The following is a 23,361-nucleotide window of genomic DNA, read 5'->3' on the forward strand; positions in this document are numbered from 1 at the left end:
GGAGTAGTAACATTATGACAGCTTTAGAAAGCTCAATTAGTGCAATTCGTATTGCTGCCGCTGCTGCAGACCGTTTGAAAGCAACGAACGAGCAGGCTTTTGATGTAAGCGATTTGCTTGGTATTACGGATGCTATGTTAGTTGTTTCTGCTTCAAATGAGCGTCAAGTATTAGCTGTTGCAGAAGAAATCGAAAAAGACTTGTACTTGAAAGACAACAAACGCAAGGCTTTATCTCGTGAAGGCTTGGAATTAGCACAGTGGATTTTGCTTGATTTTGGCGATTTTGTGGTTCATGTAATGCATGAGGAAGCACGAGCATTCTACCGCTTGGAACGCCTGTGGAATGATTGCCCGGCAATCGATTTGCAACTGCCAGAGCATGCTAGCGAAACTGAAGATTCTAGCAAAACTGAAGATTCTAGCGAAACTGAATAATAAGAAGAAAGTACGGTACAAACCATGGTTGATTTCGTAGAAAATGTTGCGAGTAACGTAAATAATTCCATTAATAGTGCGCATGAAGGAATTGCTCGTTCTGTTATGCTTATTCGCCACGGTCAAACTCCGTATAATGCACAGTTCCGTTTGCAAGGCATGATTGATATTGCTTTGGATGAGTCTGGAATGGATCAGGTGACTCGCTCTGGAAAAGCTTTGCGCGTGCTTTTTGGTGCTTCTGATTTAGAAGATCCAAAGGACCCGAACAGCACTGAACACGTGCGCATTACGCCGGAAGAAGCGGACGCGAGTTTTGTGGCGATTGTTTCTCCACTTATTCGTGCTCAACAGACTGCTCATGCTTTTGCAGATAAGATTGGGCTTCATGTGCATGTTGAAAATGGTGTGCGCGAGCGTTTCTTTGGCGAGTGGGAAGGTTTGAATCGTCAGCAGATTAGCGAGCAGTGGCCGGAAGATTTCAAAGCTTGGGTTGAAGGTAAAAGCGGAGAGCTTCGTCATGGTGCTGAAGCTAAGCAGGAAGTAGGAGAGCGCGCTGCTGCTGCAGTAGAAGATTGGGCTCGCAAAACTGGCGCAGACCGTGATTTGCTAGTATTTTCACATGGTTCCTGTCTTTCGCAAACTGTTCATAAGCTGCTTGGATTAGATAAAGTAGATCCTTCTTACAAGACGATTGGCGGCATGGGAAACGGTCGTTGGGCGCGCTTAATTCCAAGTCTTAACGCTGATGGTTCGATTCATTGGCGTTTGGATGCTTATGATCAAGGTCCTGCAGCTGACCCTACAAGCCAGCGTCTTATTCGCATTTGGGGTGCTGCGTAATCTCTCCTTTACCGCTTAATTACCGAAAGCTACCGTTTAGCGATTTTGTAAAGACAGACTATTTACAGTGCCGTATAGTCAAAATTACAAAACAAAAAGCTAACAAACGCTAACAGTAGTGTACGGAAAGGAGGCTTGATGAAAGTAACTATTGCTATCGTTCCGCCTGAGGAAGAGCAGTCAGTTCAGTTGTCAATTCACAATATTGACGATGAGCTTAAGCACATTATCGCTCAGTTACAAAGCATTGACTCCAATGATGCAAATGTAAGAAGTGCTGAAAATAATACTGAAATTAATACTTCAGATAAGTTGAGCAACAATAATCCATTCATATACGGTTATATTAACGATTCGATTATTGTTATGCATGAGCCAGATGTGATTATGATTTGCGTTGAAAATTCGCGCGTAATCATTCACGGTGATAAAGGCGAGTGCGTGTCTTACAAGCGCCTAATGGATTTTGACAATCCGCAATTCGCGTCGTTTGTGCGCATATCTAAATCCGCAATCGTGAACTTGAATCGCATTGTTCGAGTTGATCCAGGATTTGGTGGAAGTATGAGCGTAAAAATGGACGATGGAAGCGTTGAGTGGATTAGTCGCAGATGCTTAGGTGGGTTCAAAAAGCGCTTAGGGATGTAGTTATAGTAATAACGAATGTAGCTAGAATGTAGTCAAATATAAAACTATCAAAATTTTAATACTGATTTTTTAATACTAGATTTTAATACTTAAAAGGAAGCGATTATTATGGAAAAGCAAGTTGCAACATTAGGTAAAACAATGGTAAAAAACATTGTTAAAGGCATTGGCATAGGGTGCACTATTTTTACAGTAATGTCTTTTATATCAAGTCTGTTAGCGCATAGTGAGGTTGGAAATAGAATTGCATCTTATGCTGTAGCATCGTTTGTTATAGGCATAGGATATGGAGTGTTCGCTATTTTTTGGTCGAATGAACGCATGTCAAATTTTGCAAAGTTCGTTTTTGCGCTAGTTCCGCCAATTGCTATTCAGTTTATTGTATCGGTGATTGTTGGATGGATTTCGTTCAAAGATGAGCCAGCGGTGATTTGCGGATGGATTGCGTTCACTGTTATTTTACCGATTCCTATTGCTGCAATAATTTATTACTTCGAGAAGAAGAAAGCGAAAGAAATGAACGCTAGACTGAAAGCATTGCGTAAAGAAAGCAAGTAAATTAGTGACAACTAAATAATCAAGTAAAGAATTGAGTGGTGTTCATCTTCGCCGTTGAGGACGAACGCCACTCGATATTGTATGACGCCTACTATAGACGTACTAATTCGGCGTTTTGCGCGACGACCTGCCTGAGCGTTTAAAGCGTAGCGCGCGAAGGCAACTCGGAGCGGAAACTCGCTTAAGTTGGAAGTCCAGTGGACTTCCAACGCGAGTTTCGTAGTGAGCGCGTTACCCGCGCGAGCGTCCGCGCTCAGTGCGAAAAATCTCAAATCTCTACCGCACTAATATCCACACGACTGAATGACGACGCATTAATCTTTTGCAATAGTTTTGCCGGCAGTAGCTCCAGAAGTCAAGTCCTGAATCTCAGTGATTTCCATAACTGGAACTGCAGCTGGCTTCTTCGTACCTTTTTCTTCGGCCACACGTACCTGTTCTTCGTAAATCGCGTCATCAGTGTGAAGAGTTACTGTTCCGCGGAAGCGATAGCCTTTCTTTTCTGCCAAATTAGCAACTGCTACAACCAGCTGGCTGCCGTCTTGCAAGTTCTTATAATGCTGACCTGCAGTGCGCTCGTGGTAGGCAAGGTGGTTGTCGTCGAGTACGAACATAGACATTTTTGGTCCCAAATCAAGCTCGCCATCTTTGCTTACTGTTGCAATCCAAGCCAAATTATTCGCAATAAATTCTTTCATATCTGCGCTAAGAGTTGCCATAATATTCCTTTCCTAACAAGATTGCGTACTTTCTTCGTACGCAATTTATAAGCCTACATTGCTACATTACGCTGATTTAAAAGTGTATACGAGCGTGTAGCGTAAAAAAATTGTAAGTTGTGATATAAATCACCCAATTCTTCAATAGTTTCGTGGGCGAAATTTATACAGCAAAATACTTGATTGCCACTGTTTTCTGGAGCGTATATCGGAAATTTTACGAAAGAACGCCAGAAAGTTGTACTTTTCACGATTTTACGGCTATTCTGTCTATTTTATAAGCTAAAACGCTTTATAAAAGAAAAATTTTAAAGAATCAACTTTTATAGTTGAAGGGGAACATTATGAAGGTGAAATATGAAACAGCTAAATCTATAGCTGAACCGCTTTCGGATAAATCGGGCATGCCTCAAGGCAAAAGTGTTCGTACTGCTCAGATTATGTTGTTGATTTGTGCTGCTATTTGGGGTGGCAGCTATGTTTCTTCAAAATATGCTCTTGAAGTGTTTCCTGTGCAATGGCTTATGGGCGTTCGTATGGTTGGAGCTTGCACAATTATGGCTATTATTTTTTTCGGTACGCTTCGTAAAACTTTTACAAAAAAGCTTATTGTTCCTTCTTTACTAACTGGAATTACGTATTATGCTACTTTAATTTTGCAAACTGAAGGGTTACGTTCAATCGATCCAGGCCGTAGCGCGTTTTTGACAGCAGCATATTGCGTAATTACGCCATTTTCTGCTTGGTTAATTGTCAAGAAAAAGCCAACTCTTTTAGGATTAGTAGCTGCAGTTATGTGCGTTGCTGGAGTAGGTTTTGTGGCATTAAAGCCTGGAATGCTTGTTCTCACATTGTCTTATGGAGATTTCCTTACTTTATTATGTGCTGCAGTTTTTGCTTTTAATCTTACGTTCCTTGCGTATTATTCTCGTAAATATAATCCAGTTACGTTAACTTTTGGGCAATTTGTTGTTTCAGGCGTACTTTTTGTAGCTGGTGCGCTTATTTGTGAGCCTTTGCCAAACTTTAATGCTGCTGATCATTTCTCTATTTTTGCTAATATGTTCTACCTTACGGTAGTAGTAACAGTAGTTGCGCAAATTATGCAAAACTATAGTTTGGTGAATCTTTCTACTGCAAACGCTTCTGTGATTATGTGCACTGAAAGTTTGTTCACGCTTTTATTCTCTACTATTCTTTTTCATGAGCATGTTTCTAACATGGCTTTTGTGGGATTTGCTTTAATATTTGCTGCAATTATTACTGCAAGCTTAGGTGAGCATTATTGTGATAAAAGAGCGAATTGTGAGCTTTCTTATAAAGATAGAGATTTTGAGGTTGCTAAGTCTTAGGCATTTCAGTTTTGTGTAGCTAAGTTTTATGTATATAAGACTTGTGATTTTGTTGTAAGAATGCTCTGGCAATACTGTGCAATTTTTGCGTAGAGTGATACCATCATTGTTGTAATGGTGTTGGTAGTGGAATTTGCATATTTGCCATGCATTTTGGCATTATATTCGCATAAATAGTTAAGGTGCATAAGTGAAGAATTTCTTCAAAGGCATATCGTTTACGCAAGTATTAGCTGGATCGCTCGCTGCAGTGACTTCGTTTTTACTTGCTTCTAAAATTGGTATTGCTGGTTCAGTTATTGGCGTAGCTATTGGTTCTATTGTCTCAGCAGTAGCATCACAGTTGTATCAGAATGTTATTCACGCTTCATCGCGTAAACTTTCGGAAGTAAATCCGAATACTTCTACAGAACAGTCTAATTTTAGTAATGTGTCAGATTCTGGCGTGCGTTCAAATGGTTTAGAGAATGTTGATTCTAAAAGAATTGGAGATGATATTCATATGCAATATTCATCAAATTCGTTGCAATGTAATACTGATCCTTCAGATGACAAAAATATGACTGTTCAAGATGCAAGATCTGGACGCACTGTTAGTTCGCAAGTCCGTAATCCGGAATTAGAAAATACGCGTATTTTGGAATTGTCGAAATTACGTGAACAGCATGAAGAAGACATGGAACTGTCGGAGGGCACAATTCCAGAGCCGGTGCCGTTATCTAAGGTTGTTAGTGGAAACTACGGTTACTCTTCTAGATCTTACCAAAATAGAAACGATCATCGTACAACAATTGTTGTTGCTGTTATAAGTGCTCTTATAGCTGTTATTGTTACTGCAGGTGCTGTTCTTTTGTTTACACAAGGAAAAGGCACAGACAATATTGATAAGCCTGAAGAAATTAGTCATGAGCAGCAGCAAAATCAGCCGCAACCTAAGCAACGTCTTAACACGAATACTAATCAAGACCATAAGAAGTCTCATGATGATTCTGATAGTAAAGATGCTAATGAAGACGAAAATGATGAGCATAGCAATGAAAACGCAGCTGGCTCAACAGGTGGTCATTCTGATAATGATTTAGGTAGTGACACTAACAATGATTCAGGAACGAATTCAGGTGATGCTGCTAGTGGGAATAGTGGATCGGGTGCTGATAGTTCTGATGCAGGTGCTGGATCTGCTGGATCTTCGGGATCTACTGGTTCTTCAAACAATGTAACTTCTCCTGGTAATGGTGATCAATCTGGAAGTGCCAATGGTAACTAGTTCTTGAATTGGTTTGCCGAATTGGTTCTTGAATTGGTTTTCAAATTGGCGACTAAATTGTTAGTAGAATTCGCAGAATTTTTGGAATTTGTAAGTTGAATTCGACACGCCGCATTTGGATAGAGCGGCTATTTGTTGTATTCTATCAAAGGTTCGTTTGAACGGCATAAGTAAAAACGGGGCTATGGCGCAGCTGGTAGCGCATCTCCATGGCATGGAGGGGGTCGGGGGTTCGAATCCCCCTAGCTCCACAAATTTTAAACGTCACTTCTCATGAAGTGGCGTTTTTTGTTATTATTTTTCGATTTTTATGCGCCACGCCGTATTTTTTACTGTTTGTCTGCAAGTCGTACTAATAATGAACACCATCGACCAGAGGTCGCGCTCGACAAGAGTAATAAGCATGAGCTAGGGAAAGCGTTAATTGCTTACAAAAGGGGAGAGCGCCGAAGTTTACTGCTTAATCCCAAAAGTAGTGAGCTGGGACTTGGCTTAATATACCAAGGACTGTCGCAGCGAGTCGGCATTCGCTGCGGAGAGCTATCGACACGCTTGCTTTTGCTTGCTTGTTTTGCCTCTGATTGTCATGAAAGGAGGAAAAATGAGTAGCTCATTATCATCTACTGCTGTACAGAATACTCAGCAGAATACTCAGCAAAATAACGATGTCCATAGAGGATTAAAAACCCGCCATATTTCCATGATTGCTTTAGGTGGCAGCATTGGCACCGGCTTATTCGTTGCTAGTGGTGCAACAATCCATATGGCTGGTCCTGGCGGCGCTTTGCTCGCTTATGGTGCGATTGGCATTATGGTCTACTTCCTTATGACTTCCCTTGGTGAAATGGCCACTTTTATGCCTATTAGTGGATCGTTTGCATCGTATTCTGGACGTTTTATTGATCCTGCACTCGGTTTCGCAATGGGCTGGAACTATTGGTTTAATTGGGCTATTACGGTTGCGGTAGACGTTAGTACTGCAGCAATAGTTCTGCAATACTGGTTCCCAACAGTGCCAATATGGATTTTCTCGCTGTCGGTTCTTATGCTTATTTTGGTTATCAATGTGCTTACAGTTAAGTGCTTTGGAGAAACCGAATACTGGCTTTCTATTATTAAAGTGTTGGCAGTAATCGTATTCCTTGTTATCGGTTCGCTTACGATTGTTGGCATTGTTGGCGGCAAAGCGCCATTCTTGCAAAACTTCACTCATAAGGACGCTCCATTTGCAGGCGGTGTTCCTGCAGTGTTGTGTGCTTTCGCTATTGCAGGCTTCTCTTTCCAAGGAACTGAGCTTATTGGTATTACTGCAGGTGAGTCTGCAACTCCAGAAAAGAGTATTCCAAAGGCTGTAAAGCAAGTGTTCTGGCGTATTCTTCTTTTCTACATTCTTGCAATTTTCGTTATTGCTTGCATTATTCCTTATACTGACAAGAACTTACTTGGTTCTGATGTAACTGATATTGCTATTAGCCCATTCACGCTCGTGTTCCAGCGTGCAGGTCTTGCAGCTGCTGCAGCAGTTATGAATGCTGTTATTTTGACTTCTGTTATTTCTGCAGCAAATTCCGGCATGTATGCTTCAACAAGAATGCTTTATTCACTCGCAAAAGAAGATAATGCTCCAAAAGTATTTGGCAAGGTAAGTCTTCGTGGTATTCCTGTTCCTGCGTTGATTGCTACATTTGTAGTTGCTTTATTTACTTTCTTTATGAGTATTTTTGGCGATCAAATATACATGTTCCTGGTTGCTGCAAGTGGTTTGACTGGTTTTATTGCTTGGGCTGGTATTGCTGCAGCTCATTATCGCTTCCGTAAAGCATACTTGGCTCAAGGTCATTCCTTAGATGAATTAGTTTATCGAGCAAAGTGGTATCCGTTTGGTCCTATTGTTGCGTTCTTCTTATGTATTCTTGTTATTGTTGGTCAGGATTTGCATTCATTTGCAACGCTTAACTGGCAGGCTATTGGAATCACGTACATGTCTGTACCGCTATTTATCGTTCTATACATTGGTTACAAGATTAAAAACCATACTCGAGTAATTCCTCTTGAAGAAGTCGATTTAACTCATGTTCGAGTAGCAAAATGAACGAATAGTTTATAAAGTTCAACATCGTTTATGATGTAGAGTTAGATAATGTAAAAGCTCCCAGCGTATATCACTGGGAGCTTTTACATTGAGTCAGATAACAGAGCAATGTTTTATGGTTTTTGTGAACCTGCTATTATGTCCGGGGCTGGTTTTTTATCTGAGGAATCTTGTTCGCCCTTTTTTGCTTTACCATCCGGATCTTTTTGACCATCATTTCCTTTAGGTTTTTCAGCACCAGCTCCGTCTCCGCTGCCTTTTTTGTTCTTATCTTTTTCTTGTTTGTTTTCTTTGTTTTCCTTGTTTTCTTTGTTTTCTTTGTTTTCTTTGTTTTCCTTCTTTTCTTTGTTTTCCTTGTTTTCCTTGTTTTCCTTGTTTTCCTTCTTTTCTTTGTTGTCTTTCTTTTCCTCAGTCTTCTGTTTCTTAGTGTCTTGAGTATTTGTCGTCGGCGCTGGTGTTGGCTTTGGCTTTGGTGGGACAACATTTGAACGCTGAATTACAATTCCAGTCGATTCATTTATCTCTTGCTTCTTTGTTTCTTCGTCTTGTTTGTCTTTGTCTTTATCTTTATCTTTATCTTTATCTTTTTTGTTATTTTCATCGATTAATGTAACAGCCAACTCGCGCACTTTTTTTGCTTTGACTGCATACCATTCAGAAGCAGCTAAAGCTTCTGCGCTTTGGGAACCAAGTTCTTCAGGAGAGTTTGCTGTGCAAGATACTGCATCAGGAACCTTTTCGCTCATGATTTTAGCAAGTTCTTTTGCGTTATCAGAGTCACCTTTTGTGAGATCTGTTATTACGCTGTTGTGTACTAAACTTTTCCATACGGCATTGGCTTTAGAAACTTGCGCAACTTTTATTTCGCACTGTCTGCGAGCTGCTTTAGTGCGTTCAGTTTGCTTCATGTACCAAAGTGTGCCAACTGTGCCAAGAGCTAAAGCTAGCACAACAATTCCTGCTATGAGAATAATGAGCTTTTTCTTTTGGTTCGTTTCAACATTATCGGAGCTATGTTGATTCATATTTGTCCTCTGTTATCTATTGCTGCTCAACATTAGCGCATTTGAATACGCAACTTGTTTATATAATACGCCAAAATGTTTATGTTAGCCACGCTCATGAGCGCTAAACAATTAAGATTTTGCTTGTGGATGCAAGTCGTAATATTTAACGCAAAAAGCCACTGGAAAACCAGTGGCTTTATGGCTCCTGCGGCTGGGCTTGAACCAGCGACCATTCGATTAACAGTCGAACGCTCTGCCAACTGAGCTACGCAGGAATATCTTGTGCTCAACTAAGCGCTGTGCACAAGACATTTATATTACACGGAATTTTCAAAGATGCAAATATGGCGTGTTTTGGCGTGTCGAAATAGTGATTATAAGCATATGTTTTATCCACAATGCTTTAAAAGCTTATGATTTTCGCAAATTAGCTGCAAAACTTTTATAAAAGTCGTTTTATAAAAATATGGATGGGGAATATATGTGTATTCGCAAAAATTATGGATTATATTACAAAATATCTGCCTGTTTGGGGATTTTTATAATCTCAGTTATTTTATTAGATGCGCTGTTTTTACAACCCGAAATTTCGCAAAATAATCATCATCTTAAATATTATGTTGTAGAATCTGCTGTGACATGTTGCCACAAGTGTGCTCTTTCTAAAGGTGATTATAGTGAAAAAACATGCAAGTCAGCTATGCAATGGCCTGTGAAACCTGCACAAATAGTAAAAGCTTTTAATCCTCCGCCTAAACCTTGGATGGCTGGGCATCGTGGCGTAGATTTAGCTGCAAGCACAGGGACTCCTTTATTTGCGCCTGCAGATGGCGTTATTAGTTTTGCTGGTAAAGTCGCTGGTAAATCAGTTGTGACTATTAGGCATGGTGAACTGACATCCACTTTTGAGCCTGCTGTAACAAAGTTTAGCGTTGGTGTTTTTGTGAAAAAAGGTCAGAATTTTGCACATGTCGAAGGAGATTCGGACCATTGCGGCACAACTTGTGTGCAGTGGGGTTTAAAGCGTAAAAATCGCACATATGTTAATCCTGAAAGAATGACTGTTAAGCGTCGCATTGTGCTTAAGCCTGTGGAATGAGCAAAATAATATATTTATATCGTAGATATTTGTAGATAAATGAACAAAATTGATTACAATCTTGTAGATATTCGCATATGCGAAGGCTTGCAAATCGCGTATAGTAAAGATATACGTCAATTCAGCAGATAGAGGAGCTAATATGCAAGAATATTCTCGTCCACTTGATGAGTCTATTAATACAGATGTTAATGTTTTCTCACTGCTAGAAGAGCGAGCAGAGCGCAATCCTAATGGTTCTTTGGTTGAATACGTTGGAACTGACGGCGTTTGGAAGTCATATACTGCTGAAGAATTTAGAGATAAGGTAATAGCTGTTGCTAAAGGCTTTATTGCTAGAGGAGTAATGCCTGGTGACGCTGTGTCAATTATTGCTCACACTTCATGGCAATGGACAGTTCTTGATATGGCTATTATGTCTATAGGCGCATTGACAGTGCCAATTTATGAAACAAGCTCTTCGCTGCAAATACAACATATTGTTCAAGATTCTCAAGTATGTTCAATATTTGTGGAGTCTCCTGAAATGTTGCCAAAAGTAGAGGCTGTTCAGGAAGAATGTCCTACTCTTCACGACGTATATGTAATGAATCGTGGTGCTATCGACGCGTGCATTGAATACGGTAAAGCAGTAACTGATGCTGAATTTTATGAGCGAGTGCACGCTGTTAATGGAAGTGACATAGCAACAATTGTATACACTTCAGGTTCAACTGGTGAGCCAAAAGGAATTGAGCTTACTCATAGCAATTTTGTTTTTATTGCTAAATCAGGTGTTATTTCTATGCCAGATATTGCGATAAAAGACAGCCCGCGTCTTTTGCTGTTCTTGCCTCTTGCGCACGTTTTTGCTAGGTTTATGCAATTGTTCTGCTTTGCTGGAAATATAACTCTTGGTTTGACGAGTAATTTGAAAACTGTATTGTCTGATTTTCAAACTTTTAAACCAACATTTATTCTTGGTGTTCCACGCATTTTTGAGAAGATTTACAATGCTGCTTCTCAAAAAGCAGGCAGGGGAGTAAAAGGTTTTATTTTTGCTTATGCGTCTAAGGTTGCTCGCGAATGGTCTCGCGCTCAGCAGTCTAGTTCAATGGTTCCTCCAATGCTTGCTCTTAGCCATTCAATATGTAAAAAATTAGTGTATGCTCCACTACTACACGTATTTGGAGGCTCTGTTTCATACGCTATTTCGGGCGGCGCTCCTTTAGATTTGTCGATTGCGCATTTCTTTAATGGCATTGGTTTGCCTCTTCTAGAAGGCTATGGAATGACAGAAACTTGTGCACCTTCTATGGTGAATCCTACGACAGGTTATCGCATTGGTACCGTTGGTTTGCCTGTAAAGGGTGTATCTGTTGCTATTGCTGACGATGGTGAATTGTGCATTAAGAGTCCTGCAGTATGCAAAGGCTACCATAATAATCCTGAGCTTACCAAACAGCAGATTGTAAATGGCTGGTTGCATACGGGAGATTTTGGGTCTTTAGACGATGACGGTTTTGTGCGTATTACTGGCAGAAAGAAAGATCTTATTATTACTGCTGGCGGTAAGAACTTATCTCCAAATGCGTTAGAAGCTTCATTAATGTCTTCACCTATTATTTCTCAAGCTGTTGTTATTGGAGACAGGAAGCCGTTTGTTTCAGCAATTATTGCGCTCGATTTATCAGAAGTAAATACTTGGCTTTCTTCGCGTGGCGCATGCCCTGTACGGTCTTTAAAAGAGGCTTCACGTAACGGTATTGTGCGAGCAGAAGTTGAGCGTGCTGTTAGCAAAGCAAATGAGCTAGTTTCTAGAGCTGAGTCTATTCGCAAGTTCGAAATAGTTCCAGATGAGTTTACTCAAGCAAACGGTTTGATTACGCCAAGTTTAAAGGCGCGTCGTCAAGTTGTTGTAGAGCGTTATAACGACCTTATCGAACATGTTATTTATGCTCCACGCAAACGTTAGCTGCGTGTAAATTCGTAGAATATAGTTTGAAGTTAGCCTGAAGATACAGATTGCGTTCCACAAATTATATTTCACAACTTGCATCCAAAAATTGTATTTACAAGCCTGCGTCTGCTAATGATACGTAGCCTGGGTCAATTAAACGTGACTTTAGATTTGTTGCGCTTACTGCCACTAGTCGCTCGTTAACAGTAGGGACAGTTTCCCCGTGTTCAATTTTTGTTTGCACTGTAGCGATTTTTTTGTCAAGTTTACCGTTTCTGTTCAAAGAATAACAAGTAGCAGTAAGATCTTGAACAATCTGCTTATGATTTTCTATAGTTGTCATCCATTGCTTTCCGCTCACAATGTTTGGCATAATATTTTTGTACGCGCCATAACCAGTTATTACTGGCCATTTCTTTGCTTCTGATTCTTCTTCCTCATCTTTTTTCTGCTGTTGTTGTAACTCTTTTTCGGTTTTCTTCGCAGAATCTTTTGGAGCAGGAACTGGTCTTTTATTAAGATCTCGTTTCCCTATGAAGTTTCCGATAACGTCCGGCAAATTGAAAGATGGGTTTATATCTGCTGCGCTTCCTTCATAACCGAGATCGTTTAGTGCTTGTACGGCTTGTAAAGCAATTTGATCATCGAGTGCAATAATTCCATCAACGCGATGCCTTGAGTGTGAAAAAAGACTTGTACTTCTCGTAATTCGTTTTGTTAACTCATTTTTCACAGAGTCAGCTACATCTGCGTCGAAAGCAACATTGGTCCAGTCTTTTTCGCTACTATTCACATTCAGTCTTCCAGAAGTGCTTATTAATGTCCCCGAAGCAAAATATGGTCTCAAAACTTTCCAAATGCCAGCGAATGCTTCTTCAGCAAAATCATCATGGAATGCTGTTTCGCTATTTGCATGCGTATTGTTGTTAGAATCATCATCCTCGCTTGCTTCGTCGCTGTTATTTTGTTGATTATTATTGTTTGCATTAATATTTTTTTGATTGTGACATGGCAAAAGAACTTCAATGTAGCGTGGATTTTCTTTAGTTGCACGATCTAGAGCGATTTTTTGTACCAGAGTTGTTGCTTGAATTTCGCCAATGGTTCTTGCGTCAGATAAATGGAACATCACATCAGGTTTGAAACCGCTAACACGTCGTGAGAGCATAACAACGTGTATTCCTGCCTTTTTTGCTAGGCTAAGTGATGATGCCAATCGTTTTTCTGCATTAAGCTCATCTTTGGATGATTGAGAGTTATCGGCATTTTGTAAATTTAAGTCCTGAGTATTTGATTTTTGCGTATTTTCAGAATTAGACGCAGGTAATGTTGCATAATCTCCATAGTTATTATTGCCGTTTTTGTTAGTCCATGGAGCTATAACAATTGTCGTTTTGCTTAATTGTTTTTTGACTTTTGAATTTTCGGAAACAGAATTGTGCTTTTCTGAATTATTCTGTTTTGCATTGTTCAATGAGCTTAGCAAATTTACTACATAATCTTGCACATCGCGGCTTTGTTCTGAAAGGCTAGAAGAAGTTTTAGTAGTAATAGAATTATCGTCAAATCCCTTATCTTTTAACGATTTTATTAATTCTGGGACCAGTATGTCCCACGTGCTTAGAGGCTTATTACGTGTTATTGCCAATCCATCTGATGGAGTAAAAACAATAACGTTACCGTGGTTCGCTTGTTCTTTATTTTCAGATTTTAAAGAAGTTTTTGTTGAACTTGCGCACGAGCTAACAACAAAAAGCATCGTAACTAATGCTGTCAGCATAACTAAAGAACGATGCATAGTTCTGTTGCACAAACGAATCATAGTAGTGACCTCTCGTTTCGTGGTCTATCTGTTGCTGTCTATATGTGTTCTACTTGTAACTATCTTCTAACATTGTATATAGCCGTGTGCTAAATACTTACATTGCTATTTTAGTGAGCAAAATTATCTTATAGAACTTTTTATAAGACTTTCGCACATATTACGGTATTCGCTCACGTAGCCTCCACCAAAGAACACGCAATGTCCTGCAATAGGGTAGAGCTGCCAAATAATCATGCGCTGCTCAAAACCTGCTTTAAGTGGATGAACAGACTGATAGCCGTCTAAAATCTGCTTAAAATAGCTGATTCCAAATAAATGAAGCATCGCTAAATCTTCTTCGCGGTGCCCACCATGTGCTGCAGGGTCGATTAGAACAGCTTCAGTGTGTTCGCCGTCTGAACTTTTAGTCCATAACACGTTTCCGCTCCACAAGTCTCCGTGAACTCGAGCAGGCTTATCTTCTGCAGCTTTTCCTAATAAATCAGGCAGCGCATCAATAACTTCGTTTGTAAGATCTAAGTCGCTTTTAGTAAGCTCTCCGCGAGCAATCCCAAGCTCAACCATAGGGCGCAATCGTCCGTCCGCAAGGTAGTCAATAACATTACTCCAAGTGCCAGTTGGCATTTCAACTGGATCACTTAAAGGTCCAAAATAGCATGTGCCATCGTAATCTGCTGGTGCTTCACCAAAATATTTTGCACCGTAATCGTGCATATGAGCGAGCGCTGCACCAAACTCAAATGCAGCAAGTGGTGTTGCTGAGTGAGTGTCAATGCGCTCAATATTAAGGTAACCGTTTCCCCAATCAAATACTTCAGCCACTCTAGGGCCGCCGTATTTGTGAGCTTCAGAAAGCCATTTTAAGCCTTTACCTTCGCATTCAAAGAAACGCTCAGGCGCGTATAATCTACTTTTCTTATATACAGCGTTGTTCATAGAAGCCTTCTTAACGTAGTAGCGCATACGAAACATGCGCTACATACTTAATAAAATATTTATTAATAAATTAAATTATTCCCAAGCTCACTATTTTACTGAAGTATTAGCACAATGAGCGATGCTGCGTTTAATTTGCAATAAGATGAGTACAATACTTACGCCAAGTAGGATGTGTCCGATTCCTGCTAAACCAGTTATGGCAAAATCTATAGATGGACTGAGATGTAGACGTAGTACTTGTGCAATTCCACGAGTAATCATCATTACTGCTGTTAGGTTGAGTCCAATATGATAAGTTATTAAGATTCTCGTAGTTTTTTCGTTACTAAAACTGAAGTTTTTCTCAACTAGTATAAGTAACAGAAAAACAACCATGCCAAGCATAAAGTAGTGTGTGTGAACTACAGCAAGCATACTTTTTGCATGGAAAGCATTAAATTTTGTAAATTCGCGATAAAAGACGCCGCCAATCATGGCGAGGACAGCATACAACAAAGACGTATTAATATAACGTTTCATAACATGGTTCATAGTAACTTCCTTACGTAGAGTGATAGTCAAATATTCACTAGTAATGTTGCTGGTGTTGCAAGTGTTTGTAAGCGCTATTGCATAGTATGAGTGTTTTTGTAACGCGGATATACAGTTTTAGCAAATTGATAACCAAAAAGTAATCCTGCTAAGGCTAATGCGGAGCCTAATCCCGTATAAAACACGGCAATAAAGCGTTCTGGAGCGATATTTGTTGCACGAAGAACAATTCCAAAAGTCATCATAAAAGCCATGATTATAAAAGATTTAACGTCAAAGAATTTAAGGAAAAACTGCTTTTCTTCCACATAGCCGTTAATTCTTTGAGTATGTTTTTTAACGAGTTTTCCAAAAATAAGGAATTGGAATATTGCAAAAACTAATAACGATAAAGCGTAATTTAGTGGCTGCAAATAATTTGGGTATGCCAATAAGCCAATCTTAAGAATATTAAAACCAGCAGCTCCCCAAACTAAGCAAGCAATAAGAAGTAACGTATTTTTTTGTACTTTCAATTCACAACCTCTTTAATATTTATAGTTTTATTGAATTTTACCTAATTTTCTAATCTTTATTTGCTCAAAAAGTTTATTTACTATTGTAATGATTTATTTTGCGAAATAATCATAAAATCTTAATCTTGTGTGCATATTAGGAAAACTTACGTTAAAACCACATATTTTCTTAATAAAATATCAACAAAACTTGTAAAAAGTGTTGCGTAATGACGATATTAGACGCTATAGTCCTAGGGTATGAACGACAACGATCAACAGTATGCAACAGCTGACAACAAAGCTACTATTGCTGAGCCAGCTTTTCGTTACAACGCGCAGCTCGCACAAGATATTGAGCAGCGCTGGCAAAAAACCTGGGATGAACAAGGCACGTTCTGGGCTGCTAATGTTAAAGGCGATTTGAAGGATGGCGAAGGCAAGCTTGCTGACGGTCGTCCTTCTTTCTTTGCAATGGACATGTTCCCGTATCCTTCCGGCAAAGGTTTACACGTTGGACATCCTCTTGGATATTTGGCAACGGATGTTGTAAGCCGTTACCATCGCATGAAGGGTGAGAATGTTCTTCATGCAATGGGTTACGACGCTTTTGGTTTGCCAGCAGAACAGTATGCTGTTCAAACTGGTCAGCATCCGCGCATCACCACTGAGGCAAATATTGCTAATATGCGCAGGCAGTTGCATCGTATGGGCTTGAGTTTTGACGATCGTAGGTCTTTTGCAACGATTGACACAAATTATGTGCGTTGGACGCAATGGATTTTCTCGAAGCTTTATGACGCTTGGTATGACACTGATTTTGTGCGCAAAGACGGCGGAAAGGGTTCTGCTCGTCCGATTGCTGAACTCGTTGATGAGTTTAAGAGCGGCAAGCGCGAAATTCCTGGTTTTGCAGGCAAAAAGTGGGAAGAGCTTAATAAAGTAGAGCAAGCGGATGTATTAAACAATTTCCGCATTGCTTATATTTCTAAATCTCCTGTAAATTGGTGCCCAGGCTTGGGAACTGTGCTTGCAAACGAGGAAGTTACTGCAGAAGGTAAGTCTGAACGCGGAAACTTCCCAGTATTCCAGCGCAACCTTCGCCAGTGGTCCATGCGAATTACCGCTTATGGACACCGCTTGGTGGAAGATTTGAACACTATTGATTGGCCAGAAAAAGTTAAGCTTATGCAGCGAAACTGGATCGGCGAATCTCACGGTGCATCTGTGCACTTTGAAGTGCCATGTGCGGACGGCGAAACGCGCGATTTGGAAGTGTACACTACTCGTCCAGACACGCTTTTTGGTACAACGTTTGCGGTTGTTTCCGTAGATCACCCAATTCTTGAGCATGTTCCAGAAGCTTGGGGTGCGGACGTTCCAGAAAGCTGGAAGGGCGGTTACGCAAGTCTTAAAGAAGGCTTGGCAGAGTATCAAGCTCAAGCTCGCGCGAAGACTGCTAAAGATCGCACGGAAGATGCAGGAGCAAAAACCGGCTTGTTTACTGGTCTTTACGCAATTAATCCTGTAACTGGAGCAAAACTTCCGCTGTTTGCTGCTGACTACGTGCTTATGGGTTACGGTACAGGCGCAATTATGGCGGTTCCTGGCGGCGACCAGCGCGATTATGATTTCGCAAAAGCATTCGGTTTGCCAGTAATTTACACTGTTGAGCCTTTGCCTGATTCCGAAGAAAAGTTGGCAGATTACGAAGGTAAAGCTCCGTTTGTTTCTCACGACGGAATTGTTATTAATTCAGCAGTAGAACATACGCACAAGCTTGGTGACGCTTTGTCTATTAACGGTTTGCGCGTAGACGAAGCTATTAAAAAGGTGACTACTTGGCTTGAAGCTGCAGGCGTAGGAAAAGGTAGGGTTTCTTACCGACTTCGCGACTGGCTGTTCTCTCGCCAGCGCTACTGGGGTGAGCCATTCCCAATCGTTTATGACGAAGATGGTGTTGCTCACTTAGTGCCAGATAGCGAGCTTCCAATTGCATTGCCGGACGTTCCTGACTATCAGCCAAAAACTTACGCTCCAGACGATGCAAATTCGGAGCCTGAAGCACCTTTGAGCCGAAACGAAGATTGGGTAAAAGTTCAGCTCGACCTTGGCGATGGCGTAAAAACCTACTATCGTGACACCAACACTATGCCGAACTGGGCTGGTTCTTGCTGGTATTACATGCGCTACTTGGATCCAAACGATGCTGAGCATATGGTTGACAGCGATGAATACGACTACTGGATGGGCACAAACCGTCCAGGCAAAGAGCACGTATCTGGAGGCGTTGACCTTTACGTTGGTGGTGTAGAGCATGCAGTTTTGCACTTGCTTTACTCGCGCTTCTGGCATAAGGCGCTTTACGACTTGGGTTACGTGGATTCTGCTGAACCATTCCACCGCTTGTTTAACCAGGGTATGATTCAGGCTTACGCTTATACGGATGAGCGCGGACAGTACGTTCCTGCTGACGAGGTTGAAGAAGGTGCTTCAAACAGCGCTGGTGAGCCAACCTTTACATGGCACGGCGAAACCGTGAACCGCGAGTTCGGCAAAATGGGCAAGAGCTTAAAGAATATTGTGACTCCAGACTACATGTACGAGAACTACGGTGCAGATACGTTCCGCTTGTACGAAATGAGCATGGGTCCGCTTTCTGAGTCTCGCCCGTGGAATACGCGTAACGTCGTTGGTGGCATGCGATTCTTGCAGCGCTTGTGGCGTAACGTTGTGAACGAAGAAACCGGAGCTTGCGTGGTAACCGACGACGCACTCGACGAGAAGACGTTGAAGATTCTTAACAACACAATTGCAGAAGTGACTGTGGAAATGGAAGCAATGCGTCCAAATACTGCAATTGCTAAGCTGATTGTGCTTAACAACCACTTGACTTCGCTTCCTCACGTGCCGCGAGCAGCTGTCGAGCCGCTGGTTCTTATGCTGGCTCCAATCGCGCCGCATATTTGCGAAGAAATGTGGAGCAAGCTTGGACACGCAAAGTCGATTGCTCACGCAGATTGGCCTGTTGCGGATTCTCGCTACGTTGGTGAGGATACTGTTACTGCCGTTGTGCAAATAAAGGGCAAGGTTCGAGCAAAGCTTGAAGTTGATCCAAATATTGACGCTTCTGAACTTGAAAAGCTTGCGCTAGAAGCTGTAGCTGATCGCTTGGGTGGTAAGGCTCCGCGCAAGGTGATTGTGAAGGCTCCGAAGATTGTGTCTATTGTGCCAGACGAAAGCTGAGTCGAAGCTAAAATCTGCTTAATTAATGCTGTATTGCGCGATTTTTCGTGCTTTACAGCATTTTTTGCTTTTAACCACAGGCGCATATTTTTGTTGCGAAGTGTTATAAGTTGCCCAATAGTTAAGTTAAGAACTTTAAGAGTTGGGGGATTTATGGAAGACTTTGAGCAGAATTTTGGGCAGAATCATGAGCATAATTTTAGGCTTAATAAGCCTGCGTCTGATTTGCCTAGGAGGCGAATTGCAACGTCTTTAGAAGAATTTTCTAACAGCAATGTTGGTAAAAATTTTAGTGACGACTATTGCGAAAAAGCTTGTAATTCTTTTGATGAAGAAATTATAAGTAGAAAAACTCATCCTAGATTTCACATGAAGCCTGTACATACGCTTGCTTTAATGCTGATACTAGTTGCGGCTCTTTGTGCAAGCTTGACAATGCTTATTTCTCAATCCTTAACATATCAACGAGTTCAGAACGAAAAAGCAGGCGCGTTTGCAATAGAAAACGACGATACTAGTCGCGAAAAGCATTCTTTTAGCGATTTAAAAGGTAACAATAAAAATGATGATGAAGAAAAAAGTGTAAGTAATGAACTCGACGAAAACAGCGGAGGTGACGGAAGTAAAGGCAACAGAGGAAGTAAAGGTGATAGTAACGACAAAAACGACGTGAGCAACAAAAGCGACAGAAGTAATAAAAGTGACAGAAGCGACAAAAATACTGCTTCTAATCAAAGTAGCACTGGCAGAATCAATATAAACACGGCAACGCTTGATCAACTAGAAACCTTAAAAGGAATCGGTCCCAAAACTGCTGCGCGCATTATCGCTCAGCGTAAAAGAGTTGGTTATTTTCGCAGTTTAGAAGATTTGATGCAAATTAAAGGAATTGGGCCTAAAACCTTGAATAAATTCCGTGGGAATGTTGACGTCAAATAGGTGAATTATGCGAGAAAACGTAGAAAAAGTAGAAAACGTTTCTGGAAGTCGTGACTTTCGTATGATTCCTGTTGCTGCAGCGTGCTGGGCTGGGTGCTTAATTGGAAAATTCTTATGCGATTTTACTATAATTTATTGCATTTCAATAGTTTTATTCAATGCAACTATAGTTTCGATTTTTATATTTTGCAAAAAATTTAAGTTTTTTATATGGCGTAGAACAGTTTTAGTGATAATAAACGCTTTTGTAGCTGCGTTCATGCTTTCGTACATAACTCAATATGTGATATCTGGTGACGTTATTATGCGAGAAATACGCGGCAATAATCCTACTAAAGCACTGTATTCTCGAGGAAATAATGCCGGGCGCGCACATTTTGCAGAATTTACAGTAGTTACTCCTGTGCGCTCGTCTAGAAGTTTTAAGGGAGATTGCCAAGCTAATGTTCAAGTGCATAAGTTTGATGCGCAAAAAAGTTACGTTCAAGTGCGACTGTATGCGTATTCGCCAATATGCAAGCAACTTAGCTATGGTTCGAGTCTAACTGTTCCTGTTATCGTGAAAGCTTCGAGATTTGATAGTAGTAAGCCTGAATTGCATGTAGAAAAAACTCAACGAAATTTGCATGTTGTACAAGACTCAGACTTTTGGCACAAAGTCGTTAGTAATTTGTGGAAATCGTTTTATGACGTAACAAATAAGCTCGATATGCAAGGCAGAATGTTGGTTCCTGGAGTAACTGTTGGCATGCTTGGGCAAGAATATGTGCCAGTAGAGGATGCAAGTTCACTTGAGCCTGTCGACGAAACTTATGCGAATATGACACGTCAACATTTTCAACATGCTGGAATCATGCATGTTATGGCAGTTTCAGGCGGACACTTTTTGCTACTTAGTATGATTATTCGCAAGTTTTGCGCACGATTACTGTTGGCTCGTTGGGCTACATCTTTAATACAAATTACGTTGCAAATTGCTTTGGCTGCGATAGTTTACCCTTCTGCATCTGTGCTTCGAGCGTTAATTATGGGAATAATATCCGCTGTTGCGTGGTGTTGCAAACGTCCATACCAGTCAGTTAGTGCTTTAAGTTGGACTGTTATTGGAGTGTTACTAGTAAACCCTTCGTATGCTTGGGATTATGCTTTTGCTCTTTCTTCTGCAGCAACTTTGGGAATTGTTGTTATGGGAGTGCCGATTTCTAAAACGCTTGCAAAATATATGCCATCTTGTGTTGCTTCTGCGCTAGCTATAACGCTTTCTGCACAATTTTGGACTATGCCAGTGCAAATTCTTATGCAACCGGAAGTGTCTTTTATGTCTGTGCCAGCTAATCTAATAGTTGCGCCTCTTATGGATTGGGCAACAGTGTGCGGCTTAATTTCACTAGTTTGTGCGAGCTTTAACGGTGGATTATCGCTTATTTTTGCGAGAGCTTCATCAATTGGAACAAGCTTTATGCAAAAGTGCGCGTGTTGGTGCGATGAAGTATCTTTTGGCGTGTTTCCATGGATAAAAGGTGCTGCAGGAGCGTGGGCAATGTTGTGTGCAGAATTTGTGATATTGGCTTTGTTTATGCTAGCTTTGCGAGCTTTTCGCAATAAGTATTATGTTCAAAGAGCTAGCATAATTGGTCAACTGTGGTCTGCTTCGGCAAAGCGAACATTACGAGAAGCAGAGAAAATTTTCGAAGAGTAGCAAACACGCACGCATATTCGAATGCAATATTATGATGGTTAAGAGTTGGTTGGTTTAAGGAGCATTATGGCAGCAAATAATAAGCGCGCGCAACGCGTTATGCCAGTTACGCTGGTAGTTGGAGGTGACGCTTACTTAAACGAGCTAAATGCTCGAAATGTGCGTGAAAAAGTTCAAAAAAGTGCTCCGGATGCTGAAATTATTGAACTTGATGCGTCAACTGCGGATCAGTACGCATTTGACGAAGCTGTAGGTCCTTCGCTTTTCGGTGACGGAACGATTGTAATAATAAATAATTTGCAACAAGCAGACGAGTCTTTAGTGGACGCAATCGAAAATTTCTGCAAACAAGCGCAAAATAGTGAAAATAGCGAAAATAATTTTGTAGACTCTTCTGCAACTTGGGTTATTGCGCGTCACGAAGGTGGGCTTAAAGGAAAGTCTATTATTACGCGCCTTACGAAAGCTGGCGCAAACACAATTACAGTGCCGGATCTTAAAAAAGACGATGCCAAGCTCAACTTCGTTATGAGCATATTTGAGCGTCACAATCGAAGCGTTGAGCCTCAAGCAGCACAACGTCTTGTGTCAGTTTTGGGAAGTAAAACAGGGGAGCTTGCAGCATTATGCTCGCAATTATGCTTCGACTATGACGATAATCCAATAACGCTTGATATTGTCGACCGATACTTGATTGCAGATCCGCAAGTTACCGGCTTTTTTGTTGCAGATAAAGCTGTTGCAGGTCATGCAGGTTCTGCTGTGCTTGCAGCAAGAACTGCAATTGCTCAAGGAGTTGACGCCATAGCATTAATAGGTGCTTTGGCTGCAAAAGTACGCGTAATTGCGCTCGCAATGGCAATTCGCAACGGCACGATTTCTAGTGCTGAAGCGAAAGTAAACCCGTGGGCTCTTAAAATGGCAATGCGTCAGCTTGCTGGATGGAATAGTGCAGGTGTTTCTAAATGTTTGCAATCTTTAGCTTGGGCGGATGAGCAGTGCAAAGGCGGATCTAGTGATGCGAATTATGCGCTTGAAAAATGTATTATGCTCATTGCGTCTCGAGGAAATTAGAAAGCGTAAATTAAGAATCGTAAATAAGAAACGTAAATTAAGAACTGCAAATTAGAAAGATTGTGTTAAGTATGAAAGAAGAAACGGTGTCAGAACAGCAAAAAGTGTGTACTGTGCCTACGGATACTGATATGCGCGAGCTTGGTAAAGCTGTGGCAAAACTAGTTAAAGAAGGCGACGTTTTGCTGCTTTCTGGTCCTCTTGGAGCTGGTAAAACAACGTTCGCTCAAGGTTTTGGTGCAGGGCTTTCAATTAGTGAGCCGATTGTGTCTCCAACTTTTACGATTGCGCGCGAATTGCATGGCACTTTTGCGGATGGTAAGCCGGCGACGCTAATTCACGTTGATGCTTATCGTTTGGGTGGCGAAGATTTTGCTCCGGGGCAAGATACTGTTTCGCGTTTGCTTGACGAGCTTGAATCTTTGGGGCTTGACGAAGCTTTGGAAGAGCCAGGAGACGGCACTGTTGTGCTTATGGAGTGGGGTGAGCAAATGGCAGGAGTGCTTGCTGCTGAGCGCTTAGAAGTTCATATTGCAAGACCTATTGACTCTTCGCAAGTAGACGATTTTACTAGCGATGGCGAGCGAATCTTAACTTTGAAAGCTGTTGGCAAGGATTGGCTTAATCGACTTGCAAAATTGTAATTAGAAATA

The 23,361-nt window shown here is 41.0% G+C and carries 20 protein-coding genes, 2 tRNA genes and 1 riboswitch; of the genes, 15 read left to right on the top strand and 7 right to left on the bottom strand.

The window, feature by feature from the left end:
- The first annotated feature begins 14 nt into the window (after positions 1–14).
- The 4 genes from rsfS (at position 15) to HXT43_RS01770 (ending at position 2,486) form a co-directional block, all read left to right on the top strand.
- Complete coding sequence (gene rsfS / locus HXT43_RS01755; protein ID WP_004118984.1) at positions 15–437, top strand: ribosome silencing factor; 423 nt, start codon at positions 15–17, stop codon at positions 435–437.
- Positions 438–461: 24 nt separating this feature from the next.
- A complete protein-coding gene (locus HXT43_RS01760; protein ID WP_004118985.1) occupies positions 462–1,280 on the top strand; it encodes a histidine phosphatase family protein in 819 nt (272 codons plus the stop codon).
- A gap of 138 nt (positions 1,281–1,418) precedes the next feature.
- Positions 1,419–1,928, top strand: a complete 510-nt coding sequence (locus HXT43_RS01765) for a LytTR family DNA-binding domain-containing protein (RefSeq protein ID WP_004106477.1) — start codon at positions 1,419–1,421, stop codon at positions 1,926–1,928.
- Between the two features lie 108 nt (positions 1,929–2,036).
- Entirely contained in the window at positions 2,037–2,486 is a 450-nt protein-coding gene (locus tag HXT43_RS01770) for a DUF3021 family protein (protein WP_004106474.1), read from the top strand.
- 314 nt (positions 2,487–2,800) lie between these two features.
- Here HXT43_RS01770 and HXT43_RS01775 read toward each other — a convergent pair whose 3' ends face one another.
- Positions 2,801–3,205 carry a pyridoxamine 5'-phosphate oxidase family protein gene (locus HXT43_RS01775; RefSeq protein ID WP_004106472.1) on the bottom strand — a complete coding sequence of 135 codons (405 nt, stop codon included), beginning with the start codon at positions 3,203–3,205 and terminating at the stop codon, positions 2,801–2,803.
- Positions 3,206–3,549: 344 nt separating this feature from the next.
- On the opposite strand from HXT43_RS01775, the gene HXT43_RS01780 reads away from it, so the two are divergent.
- The 4 genes from HXT43_RS01780 to HXT43_RS01795 all read left to right on the top strand — a co-directional run bounded on the left by HXT43_RS01780 (position 3,550) and on the right by HXT43_RS01795 (position 7,916).
- A complete protein-coding gene (locus HXT43_RS01780) occupies positions 3,550–4,557 on the top strand; it encodes a DMT family transporter (protein ID WP_004106469.1) in 1,008 nt (335 codons plus the stop codon).
- Positions 4,558–4,747: 190 nt separating this feature from the next.
- Positions 4,748–5,824, top strand: coding sequence for an ATPase (locus tag HXT43_RS01785; protein ID WP_117008709.1), 1,077 nt, complete (start codon positions 4,748–4,750; stop codon positions 5,822–5,824).
- A gap of 178 nt (positions 5,825–6,002) precedes the next feature.
- Positions 6,003–6,075: transfer RNA gene (locus HXT43_RS01790), tRNA-Ala, on the top strand.
- A 113-nt stretch (positions 6,076–6,188) separates the two neighbouring features.
- Positions 6,189–6,375, top strand: a riboswitch (Lysine riboswitch).
- A gap of 149 nt (positions 6,376–6,524) precedes the next feature.
- On the top strand, positions 6,525–7,916 hold the full coding sequence (locus HXT43_RS01795; RefSeq protein ID WP_004106466.1) for an amino acid permease: 1,392 nt from the start codon (positions 6,525–6,527) through the stop codon (positions 7,914–7,916).
- Between the two features lie 113 nt (positions 7,917–8,029).
- Here the strand turns inward: HXT43_RS01795 and HXT43_RS01800 are convergent, their stop codons facing one another.
- Positions 8,030–8,941 carry an ATPase gene (locus tag HXT43_RS01800; protein ID WP_415707151.1) on the bottom strand — a complete coding sequence of 304 codons (912 nt, stop codon included), beginning with the start codon at positions 8,939–8,941 and terminating at the stop codon, positions 8,030–8,032.
- 181 nt (positions 8,942–9,122) lie between these two features.
- Positions 9,123–9,198, bottom strand: a tRNA-Asn gene (locus HXT43_RS01805).
- A gap of 206 nt (positions 9,199–9,404) precedes the next feature.
- On the opposite strand from HXT43_RS01805, the gene HXT43_RS01810 reads away from it, so the two are divergent.
- On the top strand, positions 9,405–10,022 hold the full coding sequence (locus HXT43_RS01810; protein WP_234025927.1) for a M23 family metallopeptidase: 618 nt from the start codon (positions 9,405–9,407) through the stop codon (positions 10,020–10,022).
- Positions 10,023–10,164: 142 nt separating this feature from the next.
- Positions 10,165–11,976 carry an AMP-dependent synthetase/ligase gene (locus HXT43_RS01815; protein ID WP_112928713.1) on the top strand — a complete coding sequence of 604 codons (1,812 nt, stop codon included), beginning with the start codon at positions 10,165–10,167 and terminating at the stop codon, positions 11,974–11,976.
- A 97-nt stretch (positions 11,977–12,073) separates the two neighbouring features.
- Here the strand turns inward: HXT43_RS01815 and HXT43_RS01820 are convergent, their stop codons facing one another.
- From HXT43_RS01820 to HXT43_RS01835, 4 genes are all read right to left on the bottom strand, one after another.
- Complete coding sequence (locus tag HXT43_RS01820; protein WP_004106457.1) at positions 12,074–13,783, bottom strand: hypothetical protein; 1,710 nt, start codon at positions 13,781–13,783, stop codon at positions 12,074–12,076.
- A 123-nt stretch (positions 13,784–13,906) separates the two neighbouring features.
- Positions 13,907–14,722 (bottom strand): fructosamine kinase family protein, encoded by an 816-nt coding sequence (locus HXT43_RS01825; protein ID WP_064340255.1) that lies wholly within the window; start codon positions 14,720–14,722, stop codon positions 13,907–13,909.
- A gap of 90 nt (positions 14,723–14,812) precedes the next feature.
- Positions 14,813–15,256: a DUF2871 domain-containing protein gene (locus HXT43_RS01830; RefSeq protein ID WP_004106454.1), complete on the bottom strand. Its 444-nt coding sequence runs from the start codon at positions 15,254–15,256 to the stop codon at positions 14,813–14,815.
- A 74-nt stretch (positions 15,257–15,330) separates the two neighbouring features.
- The gene (locus tag HXT43_RS01835; protein ID WP_064340253.1) at positions 15,331–15,771 is read right to left on the bottom strand and encodes a hypothetical protein; all 441 of its coding nucleotides are present in this window, start codon (positions 15,769–15,771) and stop codon (positions 15,331–15,333) included.
- A gap of 240 nt (positions 15,772–16,011) precedes the next feature.
- Here HXT43_RS01835 and leuS point away from each other — a divergent pair, with 240 nt between their 5' ends.
- The 5 genes from leuS (at position 16,012) to tsaE (ending at position 23,352) form a co-directional block, all read left to right on the top strand.
- Positions 16,012–18,996, top strand: coding sequence for a leucine--tRNA ligase (gene leuS, locus HXT43_RS01840; protein ID WP_174143317.1), 2,985 nt, complete (start codon positions 16,012–16,014; stop codon positions 18,994–18,996).
- Between the two features lie 153 nt (positions 18,997–19,149).
- Complete coding sequence (locus tag HXT43_RS01845) at positions 19,150–19,935, top strand: ComEA family DNA-binding protein (RefSeq protein ID WP_174143318.1); 786 nt, start codon at positions 19,150–19,152, stop codon at positions 19,933–19,935.
- Between the two features lie 7 nt (positions 19,936–19,942).
- Positions 19,943–21,634, top strand: coding sequence for a ComEC/Rec2 family competence protein (locus HXT43_RS01850; protein WP_174143319.1), 1,692 nt, complete (start codon positions 19,943–19,945; stop codon positions 21,632–21,634).
- Positions 21,635–21,700: 66 nt separating this feature from the next.
- Positions 21,701–22,708 carry a DNA polymerase III subunit delta gene (gene holA / locus HXT43_RS01855; RefSeq protein ID WP_112928706.1) on the top strand — a complete coding sequence of 336 codons (1,008 nt, stop codon included), beginning with the start codon at positions 21,701–21,703 and terminating at the stop codon, positions 22,706–22,708.
- Between the two features lie 71 nt (positions 22,709–22,779).
- Entirely contained in the window at positions 22,780–23,352 is a 573-nt protein-coding gene (tsaE, locus tag HXT43_RS01860) for a tRNA (adenosine(37)-N6)-threonylcarbamoyltransferase complex ATPase subunit type 1 TsaE (RefSeq protein WP_004119012.1), read from the top strand.
- Positions 23,353–23,361 lie beyond the last annotated feature (9 nt).

The organism is Gardnerella sp. DNF01195, assembly GCF_049244175.1.
GTDB lineage: Bacteria > Actinomycetota > Actinomycetes > Actinomycetales > Bifidobacteriaceae > Bifidobacterium > Bifidobacterium leopoldii.